Below are 21,192 nucleotides of genomic sequence, written 5' to 3'. Positions count from 1 at the left end.
TTGATGTTTAAGAGGAACTATTTTTTTAAATCATCTGATGTGTTTTTTTGCAGAGAAACCAATAAAGGAGGTTTCGTCTTTTCACGTAAAAAATTCGCATTTATTATTGTTTAATTGGGCAATCATCATAAAAAAACAGTCTATTCATAAAGTGATTATGACAAAGAAATTTTCGTAAGGGAGGATAAGAAAGGAGGAGTTATTTTGTCTCAAGAAAATCAATCATTTTTGAAGTTTTCAATAGAGGAGTCAATTTGGTTCCAAAAAGGACAGGAAGTAGCAGAACTTATTTCAATTTCACTTGATCCTGATGTTACGCTACAAGAAAGCGAGCGTTTTGTTACTATTAATGGCTTATTACAATTGTCTGGAGAATATAAGCGTGTTGGAGCAGATGAAATAGAGGAGGAGCCATTTTCTGCTCCAAAATTTATTCATTTTGTAGAAGAAAGAGACGATGGTGTTTGTGAGTTCAATCACCACTTCCCTGTTGACATTACGATTCCACTTAATCGTGTGAAAAATATTTACGATGTTAATGTAGAAATTGAATCGTTTGATTATTTATTACCCGAACGCAGTTGTTTAAAGCTTACAGCTGATTTAAGAATTTCAGGGCTATATGAGGAAAACCAACAGAGTGAAGAGATAGTGGAGGAAGCAACTAGGCATGCTGCTTCACTAGTTGAAGAAAAGACAACACATGCTGAACTTGATCAAGAGGAGCAAATAGAGGAAACAGAGGAACCACAAAACACGTTGTTTCAGCCTTTTGAAGTGGAAGCCAGAAAAGAACCGACAGAAAAAATGAATACAGTTGAAACTCATCATATTTCCAAAAAAGAAAATGTACTATCTTTAGAAAACTTTGAAGCTGACAAAAAAGAAGAAGAGATTTTCACAAAAACAAAAAAACCTCTCAAGATTGAGGAAAATAGAGAAACAATTAACATAACAGAGGAAGAAAGCAATGAATCTAGCTTTGAAATATCCTTTTCTGCTCAGCGGAATGAAGAACAAAAAATAACGATACAACAAGAACATGAAATTGGAGAAGAATCATCATTTGAATCTTATGATCTAGAAATTGAATCGATAGAATCTAGTGATGATATTGAAGAAAGTGAATCTTCACCAGAGGATGTAAAATATAAAAAGAAGAAGAAAATAACGAAAAAGAAAGGACTATCATTAACAGAGTTTTTTGCAAGAAAAGAAGAAGAAGAACATACGAAAATTAGAGTATGTATTGTTCAAGAAGGAGAGACATTAGATCGGCTTGCTCAAAAATATAATGTTAGCAGACAACAGATTTTACGAGTCAACGAACTTGATGAAACTCAAAACGTATATAAAGGGCAAGTTTTATATGTACCAGTATTTCAAAAAACTAAATAACAAACTAGTATTTATCTTATGCGTTTCTCCCACCTAATACAATAATAAAGTTTAGGTGGGAGAGATACGTTATCAGATTATGCTTTTTAATATTATTTTTAATTTAACTACTCATAGGGATAAAGATTTCTATTTTATCATTTGTAACGATTCGAAAGAGAGTGACATCTATGGATGAACAGAATCGTCTGAAACACTTTACTCCTATTTTAAAACAATACTCGCTGAAACCATATTTTGTTGAAGATTTTGGGAATATACAAAAAGTATATTCAAATAAAGGTGTTTTTGCCTTAAAAAAAATTACCCCTTTTTCAGGTATTGACTTTATTCATCATGTACAGTTTCTATATCAAAAAGGTTATAATCGAATTGTTCCGATTTATCCAACTATTGATGGCCGTTATGGAATTTTGGATAATCATAAGCTTTATTATTTAATGCCGTGGTTGTCGAATGAAATGAAAGAAAATCGAGATGGGCGTCATAAACAGCTTTTTCGGGAATTGGCAAGGCTACACACATTATCAGCTAAAGAAATAGCGATTGATAAAGATGAAAAAACGGAACACTACGAAAATACCGTTTTAAAATGGCAAAAAGATGAGGAATTTATAAATGGATTTATTGAGATCTGTGAGAAAAATTGGTATATGTCACCTTTTGAATTGCTATTTTGCCTTTATTTTAATGACATCAATCAGGCTCTTCGTTTTGCTAAGGGAAAGCTTGAAGAGTGGTATGAAAAAACAAAGGAAGAAACGAATGTGCGGGCAGTTATCATTCACGGGAAGGTCTCGACTGAGCATTTTTTATACGATGACCGCGGCTACGGCTTTTTTATTAATTTTGAGAATTCCAAACTAGCTCCACCTTTTCATGATTTGCTGCCGTTTCTATCCCGCTCTTTAAAAGGCTATCCTAAACAGCATGAAGCTTGTCTTGATTGGATATACACTTACTTTAAGTACTTTCCTTTTAAAGAAGATGAATTGTCATTATTTTTAAGCTATTTTGCTTATCCAGGATCATTAATTCGTGTTGCCCAAAACTACTACTTAAAAAAAACACGAAAAAAAGAATTTAAATTTGTACAGCAATTGCAACAAGAGTATTGGCATATGAAAAATATTGAGTATATCGTAATGAAAATAGATGAAAGTGAAAGACAAAAAAAGCATGCTCAGGAAGGAGCCAAGGAATAAAAAAAACACTTGGCTCCTTAAATCCATTCGTAATGAAAAGCAACTGCGAGGGCGATTAAAATCGTTAAAAATAAAACATCGAATGTAGTCGGTAATAAAAGTGTGCGGATGCCTTGAAATATTGAAAATGGAATAATAAATTGAGCGGTTACATTTCTAATGTTTTTTAACCATGGCGGAAATGTATATGGGTTAAATTTCTTCCTCATTCATCCATCCCCCCAATCTAGACTTTCTCCACTCTTTTACTATCATATGATTAGACGAATGCGTAAGTGATAAAACTTTTCCGATACTATGTTAGGGTTACAATTATGTTTTGCATCTTCCATGTTGAGGCGACTGATTATATAAAATTTTATTCGTTATCCAGATGGTTCAAGTCATATCACTTACGTTATTCACAGTATAAAGTCAAAAAATTTAGGATATCCTTATTGACGAAACAAGCTTTTTTTCGGTACTATTACTAGTAATGAAGAGTAAATATCATTTAATAAGCAATGAGAGGGAAGAGTATGATGGAAATTCACTTTCAGAGAGGAATATCATAAGCTGGAAGATATTCTAAGTTGAACCATAGGAAAAGTCACCCTTGAGCTTCTTTTGCGAACGGCTAAAAAACGCCTTATAGTGAAAGACGGGAAATCCGTTATCAATTGAAAGTGCCAATTTGTCTATGACTAATTGGAATTAAGGTGGTACCGCGAATTAGACTCCATTCGTCCTTTTAAGGATGTATGGAGTTTTTTTATCGTTTTCTCGTGTATGAGTATCACATTAAAGTAGATGAATGAGGAAGTAATTGCTTATAAATAACAGTAGGAGGACTTAGAAAATGGATACAAATGAATTAACAATGTCAACAAAATACGACCCAAAAGCAATTGAACAAGGTCGCTATGACTGGTGGATAAAAGGAAAGTTTTTTTAGGCAAAGGACGATGAACAAAAACAGCCATATACGATTGTGATCCCACCGCCAAACGTAACAGGGAAGCTCCATTTGGGTCATGCTTGGGACACGACTTTACAAGATATTGTAACAAGAATGAAGCGAATGCAAGGTAACGATGTTTTGTGGCTGCCAGGCATGGACCATGCAGGGATTGCGACACAAGCAAAGGTTGAAGAAAAACTGCGTAATGAGGGAAAAAACCGTTATGATTTAGGCAGGGAAAAGTTTGTTGAGGAAACATGGAAATGGAAAGAAATATATGCCGGACATATTCGTGAACAATGGTCAAAGCTAGGTCTCGGATTAGATTATAACCGGGAACGCTTTACGTTAGATGAAGGGTTATCAAAGGCAGTTCGTGAAGTATTCGTCTCTCTTTATAGAAAAGGTCTTATTTACCGCGGAGAATATATTATTAATTGGGATCCATCTACAAAAACAGCACTTTCTGATATTGAGGTTATATACAAAGATGTACAAGGGGCATTTTATCATATGAAATATCCTCTTGCAGATGGTTCTGGTGAGATTGAAATCGCAACAACCCGTCCAGAAACAATGCTTGGAGATACAGCAGTTGCTGTTCACCCTGAGGATGATCGTTATAAACATTTAATTGGAAAGACAGTAATATTGCCAATCGTTGGAAGGGAGATTCCAATCGTTGGAGATGACTATGTTGATATGGATTTTGGATCAGGTGCAGTAAAAATTACTCCTGCTCATGACCCGAACGATTTTGAAATTGGAAATCGTCATAGTTTAGAACGAGTTTTAGTAATGAACGAAGACGGAACGATGAATGAAAAGGCAGGCAAATACGAAGGATTAGATCGATTTGAATGCCGCAAGAAAATCGTGAAAGATTTACAAGAAACGGGAGTTCTTTTTAAGATTGAAGAACATACACATTCAGTTGGTCATTCAGAGCGAAGCGGTGCTGTTGTTGAACCATATTTATCAACACAATGGTTTGTAAAAATGCAGCCGCTTGCCGAGAAAGCAATTGAATTGCAAAAGAAAGAGGAGAAAGTCCATTTTGTTCCAGATCGATTTGAAAAAACTTATCTTCACTGGATGGAAAATATTCGTGACTGGTGTATTTCCCGCCAGTTATGGTGGGGCCATCGTATCCCTGCTTGGTATCATAAGAAGACGGGGGAGGTTTATGTTGATCATGAACCACCTCAAGATATAGAAAATTGGGAGCAAGATCAAGATGTTCTAGATACATGGTTTAGTTCAGCTTTATGGCCATTTTCAACGATGGGCTGGCCTGAAGTAGACGCAGCTGATTATAAACGTTATTATCCAACAGATTGTCTTGTAACAGGTTACGATATTATTTTCTTTTGGATATCCCGAATGATTTTTCAAGGTCTAGAGTTTACGGGGAAACGCCCATTTAAAGACGTACTGATTCATGGTTTAATTCGCGATGCAGAAGGACGTAAAATGAGTAAATCATTAGGAAATGGTGTTGATCCAATGGAGGTTATTGATCAATATGGTGCAGACTCACTCCGTTATTTTTTAGCAACAGGGAGCTCACCTGGTCAAGACTTACGGTTTAGCGTTGAAAAAGTAGAAGCAACGTGGAATTTTGCGAATAAAATTTGGAATGCTTCACGCTTTGCATTAATGAATATGAATGGTTTAACTTTTGAAGAAATAGATTTAGATGGCGAAAAGTCTGTAGCTGATAAATGGATTTTAACACGTTTAAATGAAACGATAGAAACCGTAACACGACTTTCACATAAATATGAATTTGGGGAAGTTGGCCGTGTTCTGTACAATTTTATTTGGGATGAATTTTGTGATTGGTATATTGAAATGGCAAAACTCCCATTATATGGGGATGATGAAAAAGCCAAGAAAACAACACGATCTATTTTAGCTTATGTTCTTGATCATACGATGCGTCTTTTACATCCATTTATGCCATTCATGACGGAAGAAATTTGGCAAAACCTTCCTCATGAAGGTGAATCAATTACTGTTGTAAAATGGCCTGAAGTGGATGAACGGTTAACAGACAAACAGGCAGCTAGTGAAATGAAGCTACTTGTGGAAATCATTCGTTCAGTACGTAATATCCGTGCTGAAGTCAAAACACCGATGAGTAAAAAAATTAAAATGATGGTCCACGCGAAGGATGAAACAATCCTGCAAACGCTAGAAAAAAATCGCGTATATCTTGAACGCTTCTGTAATCCAGACGAACTGATAATAAAAACACAAAAATGAAACAACTGAGAAAGCGATGACCGCTGTAGTAACTGGTTGTGAGATTATTTTGCCGCTTGAAGGACTTATTAACGTAGAAGAAGAGATTGCCCGTCTTAACAAAGAGTTAGAAAAACTAAATAAAGAAGTAGAACGGGTACAGAAAAAACTAAGTAACGAGGGCTTTTTAAAGAAGGCGCCTGAAAAAGTAATTAATGAGGAACGAGCAAAGGAAAAAGACTACATGGAAAAAAGATCTGTAGTTCAATCCCGCCTTAAAGAGTTAAATGGATAATAGTGTTTTAATAAAATAAGTAAAGCCCTTTATAAAAATAGGGATAAAGCTACAAGACGGATCTCAGATAAAAGGGATTCGTCTTCCCTGTTATTAAAGAGAATTTAATGAATAAGAGGTGTTACAAAATGTTTCATACATATGAAGAAGCATTAAATTGGATTCATTCACGTTTACGGTTAGGTGTTAAGCCGGGTGTCAAAAGGATGGAATGGATGATGGAAAGATTAAATGATCCAGAACGTTCCTTGAAAACAATCCATGTTGGAGGAACGAATGGAAAAGGTTCAACCGTTTCATTTTTACGCTCAATTTTACAAACAGCGGGCTATAAAATCGGGACGTTTACATCTCCTTATTTTGAACAATTTAATGAGCGGATAAGCGTAAATGGAAAACCGATTAGTGATGATGAACTCTTGCAGTTAGTGAATATCATTAAACCACTTGCAGATGAACTTGAAAAAACAGAACTTGGCGGTCCGACTGAATTTGAAATTATAACTGCATTGGCCATCTACTATTTTTCAAAAATAAATCAAGTTGATGTTGTGATTTTTGAAGTTGGACTGGGGGGAAGGTTTGATTCAACTAATATTATCCATCCTATTTTATCTATTATCACAAGCATCGGTTTAGATCATACAAATATTCTCGGTAATACGCTTGGTGAGATTGCATTCGAAAAAGCGGGAATTATTAAAAATGGTACGCCCTTATTAACAGCGGTTAAACAGCCGGAAGCTTTACATGTTTTATTGAAAGAAGCCGAGTCTAAAAAAGCACAAGTTTATAAAATAGGGGAAGAATTCTCCGTTACTAATCATGTACCACTTCCGAAAGGAGAGACGTTTTCGGTTAATAGTATATTTAAACAGTATACTGATTTAAAAATATCGTTAATTGGTGAACATCAAACAGAAAATGCAGCGTTAGCAGTAATGGCATCTATTTATTTAACACAATTTTTTGCCTTTCAAATTGAAGAAGATGATGTGAGGACAGGATTAGAAGCTGCTTATTGGCCTGGAAGATTTGAAATAATTTCAGAAGGACCGTTAATCATCATTGATGGAGCTCATAATAAGGAAGGAATCAACAGTTTAGCGGCAGCAATTCAAGAACGCTATCCAAATAAAAAAATCCATGTTGTTTTTGCAGCACTTAACGACAAAAAACTTGATGAAATGATTAATAAAATAGATGAGTTAGCAGCGGATGTAACTTTCGTCGATTTTCCTTTTCAAAGAGCAGCTTCAGCAGCACAATTGTACCACATAAGTAAATCTCTCAATAAGCATCAGGCGGCGAATTGGAGGGAATTGTTAATAAATAAGCTTCAGTTATTAGAAAAAGATGAGGTTCTCATTATTACTGGTTCACTTTATTTTATATCTGAGGTTAAGCCATTTTTAGTTCAGCTGAGGCAAAAAAATGAGTAACAAAATAATCAAAGAGGTAAAGATAATAAAGAAAAATAAAATAAAATATGGTAAAAAGTACTAAAAGGAGAAAAATCCTATGCTGAAATTTGTGAAGAAGCATCTTAAAAAACAACATGGACTTACGTTATTTGAGCTTTTGGCAATCGTGATGATACTAGGAATAATTGCCGCAATTGCTGTACCAAGTGTTGGAGAAATGATTGATAATAAGAAAAAGGATGTTCATGTAAGGAATGCTCAACAAATGATAAATTCAGCAAAAAAAGCAGTGGAAAAAGACAAAAGGTTTACTCCGAAAGATGTTCCTACTTATGTTTCTCTAAAATATTTAGAAGATGAGCGGTATGTGGAAAAAATATTAGATCCTGACGGGGGAGACACTAAATTAAATCGCGGATATAAAATTGGAAGTTACACGAAAGACAGAAATGAATCATATGTAAAAATAACAAGAATAGGCCCAAATTTGGAATATTCGGTAAAGCTAGTCAATCACACGAGGGGTGTAATGGATCAGAATCAAGGTCCGATATCCGATATTGAACAAGACCTTGACCGAGAAAAAATAATTGAACTAGAATCTTGGAGCGAAAAATGATAAGTGCCTTACACCTACTATTTATTTTTATCATTGGGCTAGTCTTTGGCTCTTTCTTTAACGTCATTGGTTTCCGTGCACCGCTAAAGCAATCAATTGTAAGACCCCGTTCTCGTTGTCCCTATTGTCATGACCAATTAACAGCAATAGAGCTTATACCAGTTATTTCATTTTTTGTTCAAAGGGGAAAGTGCCGTCATTGTAAGAGGAGGATTTCTTTTCTCTATCCGATGATTGAACTGCTAACTGGATTTTTATTTGCTGCTGCATTCTTTCTCATTGGTTGGGAATTTGAATTAGTTGTCGTATGGACTTTCATGTCTTTATTGTTAATTGTGTTTGTAACGGATGTTACATATATGGTCATACCTAATAAAATACTATTAACATTTGCAGCCATCTTTTTAGTTGAACGATTTATTATTCCGCTTAATCCGTGGTGGGACTCATTATTAGGCGGAGTAATTGCTTTACTCATTCCTTTGTTTATTGCAATGATAAGTAAAGGAGGCATGGGGGGCGGGGACATTAAGCTGTTTGCTTTATTAGGCTTTGCTTTAGGAACGCAAACAGTGTTACTATCGTTATTTTTGGCAACTTTTTACGGCGCTTTATTTGGCGGTATAGGTTTACTGCTAGGTATTGTTCAAAAAGGCAAGCCGCTACCGTTTGCTCCGTTCATCGGGATTGGTACATTAACGGCTTATTTTTATGGTGAAAAAATTTTAAATAGTTACTTACAACTATTAAAATAAAGTACTATCTAAATAAAAAAATGAGAGAATACAAAACTTTTACAATTGGTAGAGCTTCAAAAAATAAATAATGAATACGAAAAAACGAATAATTTGACGAAATCATTATGTAACAAGACGACAAAAGTCTTGTTATTTTTTTTTCTTAATATGATAGGATGAAACAAATTGTTATCGGAAAGGAGGCTGTACCATTGGACAAGCGTGAAAATACGATTACAATTAAAATTGATGGAAAAAATCAGCCATTTAATGAACAAAAAAAAGTGACCAAAAAGAATAGACAAACATTTAATCAAAAAAGTAACATTGCAAAAAAGAAAACGTCTAAAGATAATTCACATTCTTTAGACAAAGATCAAAGATTGAAAGGAGCTTCACTAAATAGCAATTTAGGTGAAACAGCAGCTGCCCGAGAGTCGATGGAAGAGGAGTTTGATTGGATTTTACCTGAACAAACAGACAAAATAGAGGAGTTTACACATGAAACAACAAAAGTCGAGGACGTCAGAAAAAAAGGAGAGAAAGGAAAGATTAATTGGGGATTTGTACGGAACGGTAAACAGCGTTGGCTAATCCCTGTTTTCTTGGCTGTCTTTTTTGCGATTTTTTTAGGGACAAGCTTTGGTTTTTTTATTATGAAATTAATTATTACAGATCAAACTGTTGAAGAGGTTGCAAAAGTGGAAGAAACTAAGACAATTAATCAAGTTGAAGGTGATGCAAAACAATTTGATGGTGATAAGGCTTCTGTTCCTGCTTTTACTGCTTATGTTGTTCAAGGGGGAGTGTTTTCTTCTATTGAATCAGCAAAACAAATTGAAACTAAACTTGTTAAGAAAGAACTCCCAGTAAGAATAGTAGAAATGAATAATCAAGCGATTTTGTTTATATCTGTTGCTGACAGTCTCGAACATGCAAAGGAAATTGCTGCAAAACTTGCTGAAAAGGATAGTATTGATGTATTTGCAAAACCGTTTGAAATAGATAGTAAAAAAGTAAAGGGTGTACAAAAAAAAGATAAGGAGGTTTTGGAAAAAAATATTTTACCGTTATATAATACGCTTGTTGGAGGAGCGACAAATGTTTCGATGTCTCATGCTGTTTCGCAATCAATTAAAGATCATATTCAAAAACAATTGTCTACCTTAAAGAAAATGAACATAGGTCATGAGAATTTAATCAAAATGAAAGAAGAACTAGAAAAAGCATTTACTTTATTAAATTCATTTAATCAAATACCAACAAGAAAACAAGTAGCAGAGTTACAAAATCATCTATTAAATTTTGTTATTATATACGAATCTTTCAATGGAGAGTAAGGCAATAAACAAGAGGTAAAATCGTCTTTTGTTTACAAAATAAGATATTTTTCCGGGAAATAAGTTTAAAGGGTAAGGGACTGTTTAAAACAAGCTCTTCGACTGTTGAAAAACGAACTCATGAACTTTATGTTTATTCGCTTCTGTTCGTACTACGCATCACGATAATCGTTTTCAATAGTCGTTCAGGCATCTGCCACTCGTATTGGTATTGTCTACAAACTCAGAGTTGTTTTAAAATAGCCCCTTTTTCGATTTATAATGATTTAAATTTTTTCCTTAAAGGTAAAAATAATTTGATTACTATTTTTTGTAATTAGATAGGATGATAAAAAACTTTCATCATCCTAAACCTTATGATTCACAATTACTAAATTATTAAAATGAAAATTCATAATAAAATGATAGAAGAAAAAAACAGTAAGATTCGTGCCGTTTGTTAAAATCTATTGGGATATCATATTGACTTTGAAAGCGATCGAGTCATAGAAAGTGCTTAAAAATTAAACAAAACTAATTATTATTCGCTAGGATATGAACTTAAAATATTTAAGCTACAAATTGAAACTTAGATGAGATCTTTTTCGTCATAATATAGAGAGACTATATTATGGATATAAAGGTATTTAACTTTCATCATTTAAATTTTGCTGCTATTAGAGTAAGAACAAGTGAATGTTAGATGTTTGAAAAATTTTCAAAAAATAAATTGTTTATAAGAGGGAAATCTGGTACAATTAGCATGTATCTCCTGTTTCTGATATGAGATTTAAGGTAAGGTGATATTTATGAAACGCCTCATTTTAGCCTCTTCTTCTCCACGACGAAAAGAACTTCTAGAAATGCTTCACTTGACATTCGAAGTATCAAGCAGCGATGTAGATGAAAGTTACGATCCTTTACTTTCTCCTGAACAGATTGTTATGGATATTGCCTCTCGAAAAGCAAAAGCTGTAGCTAACAAATGTGAAGCCGCTCTCGTTATTGGCGCAGATACGATCGTTGTATTAGAACACAAAGTATTAGGAAAACCGAAAAATTCAGAAGAAGCGTATGACATGTTAAAGTTACTGTCAGGAAAAACACATTCTGTGTATACCGGTGTAGCTATTGTAGATTCGGATCGGGAAATTAAATTTTATGAAAAAACCGATGTGACATTTTGGGAGCTGACAGATGAAGAAATTACAACTTATATACAGAGCGGCGAGCCGTTAGATAAAGCAGGCGCCTACGGAATTCAGCAGCTTGGAGCTATATTAGTAAAACAAATTAAAGGAGATTACTACTCTGTTGTAGGTTTGCCTCTTTCTAAAACGGTAAGAGAATTAAAAAAACTAGGATTTAATAGCTAATTAAAATTTCTTCCCTGCTGCTCCTTATTTCAGTATCGGACAGTAGGAGGAATGCAGTGTGCAATCAGAATCAATTATGCTTCGTGATTTTCCACATGATGAGAAGCCGAGAGAGCGATTCATTCAAAATGGACCTGAAAGCGTATCTAATCAAGAACTTTTAGCTATTTTACTTCGGACTGGCACTAAAGATGAATCTGTTCTTCAACTAGCCAATCGCCTGTTAACTAATTTTGAAGGGCTTAGAAAATTAAAGGACGCCACTATAGAAGAGTTTACGGCGATAAAAGGAATTGGAACTGCAAAAGCGATTCAAGTATTAGCAGCGGTAGAGCTTGGGAGACGAGTAACTAATTTAGAGTATGATGATCGTTATGTGATACGTTCTCCGGAAGATGGGGCTAAATATGTGATGAATGATATGCGCTTTTTATCTCAGGAACATTTTGTTGCGTTATATTTAAATACGAAAAATCAAGTACTCCACAAACAAACCATTTTTATCGGAAGTTTAAATGCCTCCATTGTACATCCGAGGGAAGTTGTGCGCCCATAAGGGCATTTAGAAAATCTGCTTTAGCAAAGCAGTAGGGAATTTATCACAATCTTTACCCTATCGTCAGCCATCTTATCCGTGAAGGAAACTAAACGGGGAGTGTAGCATGATGGCAAAGTCCTAAGTTATCTAGTTGCCAAGATAAGCTTGAGTGGCGAGATGAAATTCATGGATAAGGATGAAAGCTGCATTGCCTGAATGATAGCTCAAGGTGGATTACTGGGGCCTTTAGCGGAAGGCAGCTACACACGCTAAACAAAATGGAATGTATCTTAAAAACTTCGAGATCAAAAGGTGATACCATTTTGACCGCCTTTTATATAAAGGAAACGAGTAAAAGTCACATCCGAAACCATGAAAGGCTATGTTTCTAAATGTCTAAAAGGGGATTGCCTAAGTTGGAATGCCATATTGGGCTATGACAATCGTGTCTGAATATCCAATAGGGCAACGGAGCTCTCATAGTAGTCTGAGATAGGGAAAGCCTATTACATGGCAAAGGAGAGTAGTTTATCAAGTTTAATACGGAATTTGAATGGAGCGGGAGGTTCTAGCAAATTCAAAATTAATATTAAGCAGTCTTGCTTTCTAGCAAGGTTGGTAAATGGAAAGCCGTATACTTTAAAAGAAGTACGTACGGTTTGGAGGGGAGTTCATAGAAACCTGCTTAAGTAATTAAGTAAGGCGCCATGTGCTTATCCTACTTTAAAGAAGCTATTCGACGCTCAGGAGCTTCAATTATCTGTATTCATAATCACCCGTCTGGAGTGCGCCTGTAAGGTGTGTCATTTTAGCAGTTACTAAGTAACTTGGAATTCTTTACGATTGTTCCATGGTCAGCATCTTACCTTGAAGGGAAACCTAGAGAGGGAAAAAAGCATGATGTGAAAAGGAGAAAGACGATAAAACTGTCTAATGTCGAATCAGTTCTTCAGACCAAGTGGTGTATGGTAAAAGCTAGACTGCTTGAATCCTAGACGTAAGAGCAATGGGTGAGCCGCTGCCTACGACAGTTAACAGGCACCGAGGGCAAAATGGGAGACGTAACTCCAGAACGTCTATTGACACCCATAGTAAAGTTTGTCCTTCAATCTCTATTTAGAGAAAAATCGTCAAAAGGGATACCTAACCATCACGTATCTAAAATGATTGCATAATACAGGGATTGCCTAAATGCAAATGCCTAAAACAGGCTTCAATTGCATACGGCAACGGAGTCTCCATAGTACTCAACGTTTGCCTGTAATGGGTTTAGCATGGGAAAGGGAGACAGGTTGATGTGAACGTCAACGATGAAGGGAAGGCTTATAGGGCAGAAAATTCTTTTTATTCAGTTGACCAAAATAAGGAAAACTTCGCTAATATATGAAACTAAAAAAGATTCTAAAGTTTAAAAAATAAAAAGTGTAAATGATGATAGCCTAAAAATAATAATTTTTAATGTCAACTATGTATGCTACTATACAATTAAACTTATTTTTGAGAAGTAAATTCCGACTAATCAACTGGCGAGCCGTATACACTGAAAGGGTGCGCCGTGTCATTTGGCATCGAAATTGTTCGGATACCGGACCAAGGTACTCGGAAAAACCTTGAGAACGACACCTTACCTAAACCTGAAAGGGGGAGGGGACAAGAGCATGGTGATAAAGCATTGCATGTGGAAGGTTGCATTAAGCATGGCTCTGCGAGTTCTGTGCAATATGATAAAAGCTAAACTGCTTAAATTCCAATCACTAGTAATGGAAGTGTACATTTAGGGATACGCAACCTAAAAACTCCCTACCTGCAACATACTTAAATTCACGTTTCGTTTAAGGAATTCCGAGGTTAGCAGGACATTAAGCAATAGGCTTAATGAAGGTGATGAGTGGAATATCTAAGTTGCGCTAATTGTTTCGATGTTGGAGAACACGGGACTGCCTAAGGAGGGAGACCTCTATGGTAGCGGAGTTTCCATAGTACCCAATGTGGCTTCTGTAATAGGAGCTGCACAGATGGACTGTAATGTGTGCCATTGACCTTGAGTAGGGGAAGGGAAACAGGTGAAAATGATATCATGATTTGATATGATCAGCGAACGAGCTATTCTAAGATGGTAAACAATCATAAATTATATTGGTTATCTGAATATAGCAGATATTCTTCTATTGTTCACTTTCAAATCGTTCATAAATGTATACGGATAAACCGACAGGAAGAAAGTTCACTGATCATCACCGGCGAGCGGAGTGCAGTGGAAACTTGCATGCTCCGTTCTGAGAGGGGCAGTTGGAAAAGTGCTCTTTTTAGTAGCAACTCGCTTGCTGCCTACTCTACTGTACGTACGGTTCTGAGGAAGGGATTGTGAAACCTGCTTTAAAAATAATGAGCAAGGCGCATACTCCCCATCCTACGATCCAACGCCGAGTAGAGAAGATATTGAAGTTACAAAGCGTTTAGCAGAATGCGGAAGAATGCTTGGCATTGATCTTCTTGACCATTTAATCATTGGAGAAAATAAGTATGTGAGTTTAAAGGAAAAAGGTTATTTGTGAGACTATGATTTTTTTTTCCTGTACGTTATAATATTGTTTACGGCTTTGACTGAATCAATAATGAAAACGTATTATAAGACTATTCGATTTTTGAAATAATAAAGCTTTAACTTAAATTGCAATTCGTATTCAGAAAGGGAGATACCGTTTATGCTTGGATTAGGGACTAAAGATCTCGGAATTGACTTAGGAACGGCAAATACGCTCGTTTTTGTGAAAGGAAAAGGCGTTGTTGTGAGAGAGCCTTCCGTTGTCTCATTTCAAACGGATACAAAGCAAATAGTAGCAGTCGGTAATGATGCAAAAAACATGATTGGCCGTACTCCTGGTAGTGTAGTTGCATTACGTCCAATGAAAGACGGAGTAATTGCTGACTACGAAACGACAGCAACTATGATGAAATACTACATAAACCAGGCAAAAAATAAAGGTTTATTTGCTCGTAAACCTTATGTGATGGTTTGTATACCATCTGGCATTACCGCTGTTGAGCAGCGTGCTGTTATCGATGCGACAAGGCAAGCAGGTGCAAGGGATGCTTATCCTATTGAAGAACCGTTTGCAGCGGCTATTGGGGCTAACCTTCCTGTGTGGGAGCCTACCGGCAGTATGGTCGTTGATATCGGAGGAGGAACGACTGAGGTTGCCATTATTTCTCTTGGAGGGATTGTAACAAGCCAATCGATAAGAATCGCTGGTGATGAAATGGACAATGCGATCGTTAACTATATTCGAAAACAATATAATTTAATGATCGGTGACCGTACTTCTGAAATTATTAAAGTAGAAATTGGCTCAGCTGGTGATCCGGAAGGAATCGATAATATGGAAATTCGCGGTCGTGACTTAGTGACAGGATTACCAAAGACAATTGAAGTGACACCTGAAGAAATTTCACACGCTTTACACGATACAGTGTATGCAATCGTTGATACTGTAAAACATACACTAGAAAAAACCCCACCTGAACTTGCGGCTGATATTATGGATCGTGGAATTGTTTTAACAGGTGGTGGAGCACTACTGCGTAACTTGGACAAAGTTATCAGCAAAGAAACACATATGCCTGTTATCATTGCAGAAGATACTCTTGATTGTGTTGCAATCGGAACAGGCAAAGCTTTAGATCATATTGATTTATTCAAAAATAGACAGAACGATTCTCGGTAAAAATAACAACAAAACACATCTTCCTTATTTGTGTACTATTTGTATATGAAAATGGCTGAGAGATGAATGAGTTTAAAAAAGGGAGCATCATATATTTAATGGAAAAATGAAAAACCCACCACTTCAACAGCCAAGCTTGTTAAGCGGTGGGTAATTCAAAAAGTTACAAGATAAAAATCTGCGTAAAAATAGAGGTGTACTCCATGCCACAGTTTTTCCTGAATAAACGCCTAATTATTTTGCTCGTCAGTATTATTATTCTCGTGGCATTAATTGGATTTTCTTTAAGGGATCGAGACAAATTAACTTGGCCTGAGCAGCTTATTAAGGATACAACTGGCTTTGTTCAAAATGTCTTTTCAAGACCGGCAAATTCTGTTGCTGGTTTCTTTGATAATCTTAAAGACTTGCAAAATACATATAAAGAAAATAAGGAATTAAAATCTCGTCTTGATGATTTAGCCCAATTAGAAGCACAAGTCCAACAATTAAACAAAGAGAATATCGAGCTGAGAGGCATTTTAGAAAAAGAAGAGAACTTACGAAAATATGACCCGATACAAGCAACTGTCATTTCCCGTAATCCTGATCGCTGGCAAGAGCTTTTAACGATTAACAAGGGAAGTGTTCACGGAATAAAAGCAAATATGGCTGTTATTACATCTAAAGGATTAATTGGAAAGGTAAAAAATCCTCAGCAATTTACTTCAACGGTCCAGCTTTTAAGTACAACCGATCCAAAAAATCGCATATCAGCCTCGATTTTAGGTGAAGAAAATGGCGAAGTTAGTGGAATGATTGAGGGCTATGATAATGAGAAAAAAATGCTATTACTAAAAAGAATCCCTTATGAAGCAAAAGTGAAAAAGGATCAAATTGTTGTAACTTCGAGGCTTAGCGGTCTTTTTCCAGAGGGTCTTGTAATTGGAAGAGTAGTTGAGGTATTTCCGGATCAATTTGGTCTTACCCAAACTGCTTACATTAAACCAGAAGCTGATTTATATGATATTGATCATGTCATAGTTGCAAAAAAGGAAATGGACGACTCAGTATTAGAAGAAATACTACAGGCTGAGAAGGAGGAGGAGATGAAGAAAAAATGAGAAAATTCCTTCTTCCTGCTTTATTTACAGTCGTTTTTGTAAGTGAAAGTATATTTGTTGAAGTAGCATCTGCGGAAATATTTAATAGCGATCGTATTTTTGTACCACGTTTTTTACTCGCTTTTATATTATTTTTAACGATATATGCGAATAAAGAGACCGGTATTTTTTACGGAGCTATCTTTGGGATGCTCTACGATGTTGTTTATACAGAAATACTGGGAATATATTTATTTTTATTTCCATTGATTGCTTATATCGTGTCAAAAGTGATGAAAGTGTTACAGGCTAATGTGATCGTTTCTGTGATTGTTACTATTATTGGGATCACGATCCTTGAAATTGTTGTGTATGAAATAAACTTTTTAATACATATGACCGAAATGAACTTTTCGAACTTTGCTGCAATGCGGTTGTTCCCTACACTCGTATTAAATTTAGCTTTTATCATTATTTTCGCATATCCGTTGAAAAAAAAATTTGAGAAATTAGCAATTGAGTTCTAAAATGAAGTTACTATCAAAAAAGGGAACGGTACTACTTTTGTCGAATTCTTTTTACCATTGAGGTGAATATTACGACATGAAAAAAAAGCAAAATGTTATGATAAAAGGAACGAAAGCTGGATTAACGCTCCATCTTGATGATTCATGTTCGTATTCCGAGCTTTTACTAGAATTAAATGAAAAACTTTCTACCAGCTATCATGAACAAGTGGAACGACCGCTTATTTCAGTTCGGGTTCAAACAGGCAATCGTTATTTAACTGAAGAACAAGAAGAGGAAATAAAATATCTTGTCCGCCACAAAAATAATTTAATTGTGGATAAAATCGAAAGCAATGTAATAACGAAGGAAGAAGCAACTAAGCGGTTAGAAGAGATGGAAATCATTCCTGTAGCTAAAATCATCCGCTCTGGACAAGTTCTTGAGGTTCCTGGAGATTTATTACTAATAGGTGATGTTAATCCAGGAGGCATGGTTAAGGCTGGAGGAAATATTTATATTTTAGGAGCGTTAAAAGGAGTTGCGCATGCAGGCTGCAATGGTAACAAGGAAGCAGTTATTGCCGCATCTGCAATGGCACCGTCCCAGTTACGGATTAGTGAGTTAATTAATCGTTCCCCAGATTATTTTGTTAATAAACAACGTGAGATGCAGTGTGCTTACATAAGTGAAAATGGAAAAATTACTGTTGATAGATTACAAACTTTAATGCGTCTTAGACCAAGCTTAACTAGATTAAAAGGGGGATTGTAACAGTGGGTGAGGCAATTGTCATCACATCAGGAAAAGGCGGTGTAGGTAAGACAACGACTTCAGCTAATGTAGGAACCGCTTTGGCGCTTCGAGGGAAAAGAGTATGTTTAGTGGACACTGATATTGGTTTACGTAATTTAGACGTTATAATGGGACTCGAAAATCGAATTATTTATGATCTCGTAGATGTAGCAGAAGCAAGATGCAAAATACATCAAGCACTTGTCAAAGATAAGCGGTTTGATGATTTACTTTATTTACTTCCAGCTGCACAAACGAGTGATAAAAGTGCAATTACGACCGAACAGATGAAAAAAAATATTAGTGAACTAAAGCAGGACTATGACTATATTTTAATTGATTGTCCAGCAGGAATAGAGCAAGGATTCAAAAATGCTGTTGCAGGAGCAGATCAAGCGATTGTCGTTACAACTCCAGAAGTTTCAGCCATTCGCGATGCAGATCGAATTATCGGCTTATTAGAAAAAGAAGAGCATATCGCTCCCCCAAAGTTAATTATTAACAGGATTCGTAATCATTTAATGAAAACTGGTGAAATGCTAGATGTTGATGAAATTACAATGCATTTATCAATCGATCTGATCGGAATAGTCTCAGATGATGACAATGTAATCAAAGCATCAAATCAAGGTGAACCGATAGCTTTAGATCCAAATAATAAAGCATCCATGGCTTATCGAAATATCGCGAGGAGAATTCTTGGTGAGTCAGTCCCCCTTCAACAGTTAAATGATGAAAAACAAGGAATGTTTTCAAAGCTTAAAAAACTATTCGGAGTAAAATAAGAGTTTCAAAAAACATCACAGTAGGTGTATCACTTAACAACAATAATATGATTTTGTACATTTTAAAGACCCAATTGGAAAGATGCCTATATTTATAGGTTGTAGCTTACCAATTGGGTATTTTATTATCTAGATCAAGAGCATTTGACTGTATAATTAAATTTACTAATAAAAAGTGAAAATATTGTAAAAAAGGGATGTCTAAAGTATTATTACTATACAAAATGATTGCTTGTTTCTTAAAAAAAGATGTAAAAATGAGTGAAGGGATAGAAAAATAGAATGAGTTCAATTTTAGTTGTCGATGATGATAAAAAGATCGTTGAGCTATTAGAAGTATATTTAAAAAAATGAAGATATATATTATTTTTATAAGCATTTGATGGTGAAGAAGCATTATCTTTACTCGGAAAGCATTCAATAGACTTAATGATTTTAGATATCATGATGCCAAAAATAGATGGATTAGAAGTGTGTAAGCAAATTAGAAGTATGAGTAGTATTCCTATTTTAATGTTAAGCGCTAGGGCTGGAGATATGGATAAAAATCTTGGATTAATGACAGGTGCAGATGATTATATGATTAAACCTTTTAATCCTTTAGAGTTAATTGCTAGAGTAAAAGCCTTATTAAGGCGATCTTCATTTAAACAGGTAATACAATCTTCTATGTCAGACGATTTAAGAATTCATTCTCTTGAAATAAATAAGAAACACCATACTGTGAAAGTTGAACAGAAGTATATAAAGCTTACCTCAATTGAATTTAATATTTTGTTTTTATTAGCAAGTCACCCCGGTAGAGTATTTAGCTCAGATGAAATTTTTGAACGAGTTTGGAAAGAGAGTGGTTATGGTTCTAAAAAAACAGTAATGGTCCATATTAGTAATTTAAGAGAAAAAATAGAGGAAGCAACAAATGGGGAAAAGCTAATACATACTGTTTGGGGAGTTGGCTATAAAATAGAAAAATGATCCTTTTATTTATATTAAATTTATCTCTAAGTGGAAAATGTTTTGCTGGATCATTTTATCATTTTGCCTTACTCCGCTAACTCTAAACTTACTTAGCCGTATTATAACAGGTGTAATCTATACCTCTCCTACGTTGCATGGACTCGTTAATGAATTTATCAATCTTTTTGGCCCAGGTAAATATGATGCGATAAAAAACTCGCCTTTAATGTTCATTTTATATTATTTGTTTATTTTAGGTGTTTTTATGTTTTATGTTTTTTTGTTTTTTCGGCATGAAAAGAAAAAATACGATGAAAGATGTTTTATGCAAATAATCAATGAAGTACACTATATCGCGAACGGTAACTTTGATCATCAATTACCTCTCGTTCAACATAAAGAGCTTAGTCAACTCGCAATATATATTAATAATATTGTCTCTAAATTGAAAGCATCAATTGCAGATGAACTTCGTTTAGAACAAGCGAAGAATGAATTAATTACAAACGTATCTCATGATTTGCGTACCCCATTAACATCAATTGTCGGTTATTTAGGTCTGATTGATCAAGATAAATACAAAGATGAAGTCGAACTGCGCTACTATATTGATGTAGCATATGAAAAAGCGATCAGACTAAATCATTTAATTCATGATTTATTTGAATATACACGTTTTCAAAATAAAAAAATAGAGATAAATAGAAATCCAATTGATATGAGCGAAATGTTAGAACAGCTCATTATTCAATTCCGTATTCAATTACAGGAAGCAAAGCTAGAATGCAGACAATTTTTGCTGCCTGTAAAGTTAATGGTACTTGCTGATGGCGATAAATTAGCAAGAGTGTTTGAAAATATCATTTTAAATGGAATTAAATATGGAAAAGATGGTAAATACCTCGATATTAAAGCATACGAAGAGAATCAGGTGATCGTTACAGAGATTACAAGCTATGGTGAACCGATTCCCAAAATGGATTTGCCTTTTATTTTTGAACGATTTTATCGAGTGGAAAAGTCTAGATCAGAAGATACGGGTGGTTCAGGGCTAGGCTTAGCAATTGCCAAAAGTATTGTTGAATTACACGAAGGGACGATAGAAGCTTTTAGTGATGAAGAAAAAACGATATTTATCGTAAAATTACCTCAAATGAGCCTTAAATAATTTTTTAAAAAACTTTAGAATTTCTTTGCTTTTTCTTTTCTCATTTTTAAATGTTGGAAATTATACTTATCATGT

15 protein-coding genes, 4 pseudogenes and 1 other annotated feature are annotated in these 21,192 nt (G+C 35.1%); of the genes and pseudogenes, 18 read left to right on the top strand and 1 reads right to left on the bottom strand.

What is annotated here, in order from left to right; translation table 11 throughout:
- Window positions 1-204: 204 nt before the first annotated feature.
- Complete coding sequence (spoVID, locus tag K6959_RS12065) at window positions 205-1,398, top strand: stage VI sporulation protein D (RefSeq protein ID WP_163241862.1); 1,194 nt, start codon at window positions 205-207, stop codon at window positions 1,396-1,398.
- A gap of 170 nt (window positions 1,399-1,568) precedes the next feature.
- Window positions 1,569-2,603: a spore coat protein YsxE gene (gene ysxE / locus K6959_RS12060; RefSeq protein ID WP_223086616.1), complete on the top strand. Its 1,035-nt coding sequence runs from the start codon at window positions 1,569-1,571 to the stop codon at window positions 2,601-2,603.
- Between the two features lie 17 nt (window positions 2,604-2,620).
- Here the strand turns inward: ysxE and K6959_RS12055 are convergent, their stop codons facing one another.
- A complete protein-coding gene (locus tag K6959_RS12055; protein WP_163241860.1) occupies window positions 2,621-2,812 on the bottom strand; it encodes a hypothetical protein in 192 nt (63 codons plus the stop codon).
- 285 nt (window positions 2,813-3,097) lie between these two features.
- Window positions 3,098-3,336, top strand: a binding site (T-box leader).
- A gap of 105 nt (window positions 3,337-3,441) precedes the next feature.
- Here K6959_RS12055 and K6959_RS12050 point away from each other — a divergent pair.
- The 16 genes and pseudogenes from K6959_RS12050 (at window position 3,442) to K6959_RS11975 (ending at window position 21,117) form a co-directional block, all read left to right on the top strand.
- Window positions 3,442-6,085: pseudogene (locus K6959_RS12050) on the top strand (valine--tRNA ligase).
- A 128-nt stretch (window positions 6,086-6,213) separates the two neighbouring features.
- A complete protein-coding gene (locus K6959_RS12045; RefSeq protein ID WP_163241858.1) occupies window positions 6,214-7,527 on the top strand; it encodes a bifunctional folylpolyglutamate synthase/dihydrofolate synthase in 1,314 nt (437 codons plus the stop codon).
- A gap of 79 nt (window positions 7,528-7,606) precedes the next feature.
- Complete coding sequence (locus K6959_RS12040) at window positions 7,607-8,128, top strand: pilus assembly FimT family protein (RefSeq protein ID WP_223086614.1); 522 nt, start codon at window positions 7,607-7,609, stop codon at window positions 8,126-8,128.
- Window positions 8,125-8,883 carry a prepilin peptidase gene (locus K6959_RS12035; RefSeq protein ID WP_163241856.1) on the top strand — a complete coding sequence of 253 codons (759 nt, stop codon included), beginning with the start codon at window positions 8,125-8,127 and terminating at the stop codon, window positions 8,881-8,883. The genes K6959_RS12040 and K6959_RS12035 overlap by 4 nt, the downstream gene beginning before the upstream one ends.
- 194 nt (window positions 8,884-9,077) lie before the next feature.
- On the top strand, window positions 9,078-10,205 hold the full coding sequence (locus tag K6959_RS12030) for a hypothetical protein (RefSeq protein ID WP_223086613.1): 1,128 nt from the start codon (window positions 9,078-9,080) through the stop codon (window positions 10,203-10,205).
- A 788-nt stretch (window positions 10,206-10,993) separates the two neighbouring features.
- A complete protein-coding gene (locus K6959_RS12025) occupies window positions 10,994-11,560 on the top strand; it encodes a Maf family protein (RefSeq protein ID WP_163241854.1) in 567 nt (188 codons plus the stop codon).
- A gap of 76 nt (window positions 11,561-11,636) precedes the next feature.
- Window positions 11,637-12,110, top strand: a pseudogene (radC, locus tag K6959_RS12020) (RadC family protein); the annotation flags it as partial.
- Window positions 12,111-12,805: 695 nt separating this feature from the next.
- Window positions 12,806-12,895, top strand: a complete 90-nt coding sequence (locus tag K6959_RS19880; RefSeq protein ID WP_374058354.1) for a JAB domain-containing protein — start codon at window positions 12,806-12,808, stop codon at window positions 12,893-12,895.
- Window positions 12,896-14,503: 1,608 nt separating this feature from the next.
- Window positions 14,504-14,653: pseudogene (locus K6959_RS12010) on the top strand (JAB domain-containing protein); the annotation flags it as partial.
- 150 nt (window positions 14,654-14,803) lie between these two features.
- Window positions 14,804-15,823, top strand: a complete 1,020-nt coding sequence (locus K6959_RS12005; protein ID WP_163241853.1) for a rod shape-determining protein — start codon at window positions 14,804-14,806, stop codon at window positions 15,821-15,823.
- A 203-nt stretch (window positions 15,824-16,026) separates the two neighbouring features.
- A complete protein-coding gene (gene mreC / locus K6959_RS12000; RefSeq protein ID WP_163241852.1) occupies window positions 16,027-16,926 on the top strand; it encodes a rod shape-determining protein MreC in 900 nt (299 codons plus the stop codon).
- Window positions 16,923-17,432 (top strand): rod shape-determining protein MreD, encoded by a 510-nt coding sequence (gene mreD / locus K6959_RS11995; RefSeq protein WP_223086612.1) that lies wholly within the window; start codon window positions 16,923-16,925, stop codon window positions 17,430-17,432. The genes mreC and mreD overlap by 4 nt, the downstream gene beginning before the upstream one ends.
- A gap of 76 nt (window positions 17,433-17,508) precedes the next feature.
- Window positions 17,509-18,186 (top strand): septum site-determining protein MinC, encoded by a 678-nt coding sequence (gene minC, locus K6959_RS11990; RefSeq protein WP_163241850.1) that lies wholly within the window; start codon window positions 17,509-17,511, stop codon window positions 18,184-18,186.
- Between the two features lie 2 nt (window positions 18,187-18,188).
- Window positions 18,189-18,992 carry a septum site-determining protein MinD gene (gene minD, locus K6959_RS11985; RefSeq protein WP_223086610.1) on the top strand — a complete coding sequence of 268 codons (804 nt, stop codon included), beginning with the start codon at window positions 18,189-18,191 and terminating at the stop codon, window positions 18,990-18,992.
- A 282-nt stretch (window positions 18,993-19,274) separates the two neighbouring features.
- Window positions 19,275-19,967, top strand: a pseudogene (locus K6959_RS11980) (response regulator transcription factor).
- A gap of 37 nt (window positions 19,968-20,004) precedes the next feature.
- The gene (locus K6959_RS11975) at window positions 20,005-21,117 is read left to right on the top strand and encodes a sensor histidine kinase (RefSeq protein WP_223086609.1); all 1,113 of its coding nucleotides are present in this window, start codon (window positions 20,005-20,007) and stop codon (window positions 21,115-21,117) included.
- The last annotated feature ends 75 nt before the right edge of the window (window positions 21,118-21,192 follow it).

The sequence above is a fragment of the Bacillus aquiflavi genome (assembly GCF_019915265.1).
Classification (GTDB): domain Bacteria; phylum Bacillota; class Bacilli; order Bacillales; family Cytobacillaceae; genus Bacillus_BT; species Bacillus_BT aquiflavi.
The sequence above is the reverse complement of the archived record's forward strand: the minus strand, read 5'-3'. Positions and strand labels throughout refer to the sequence as shown.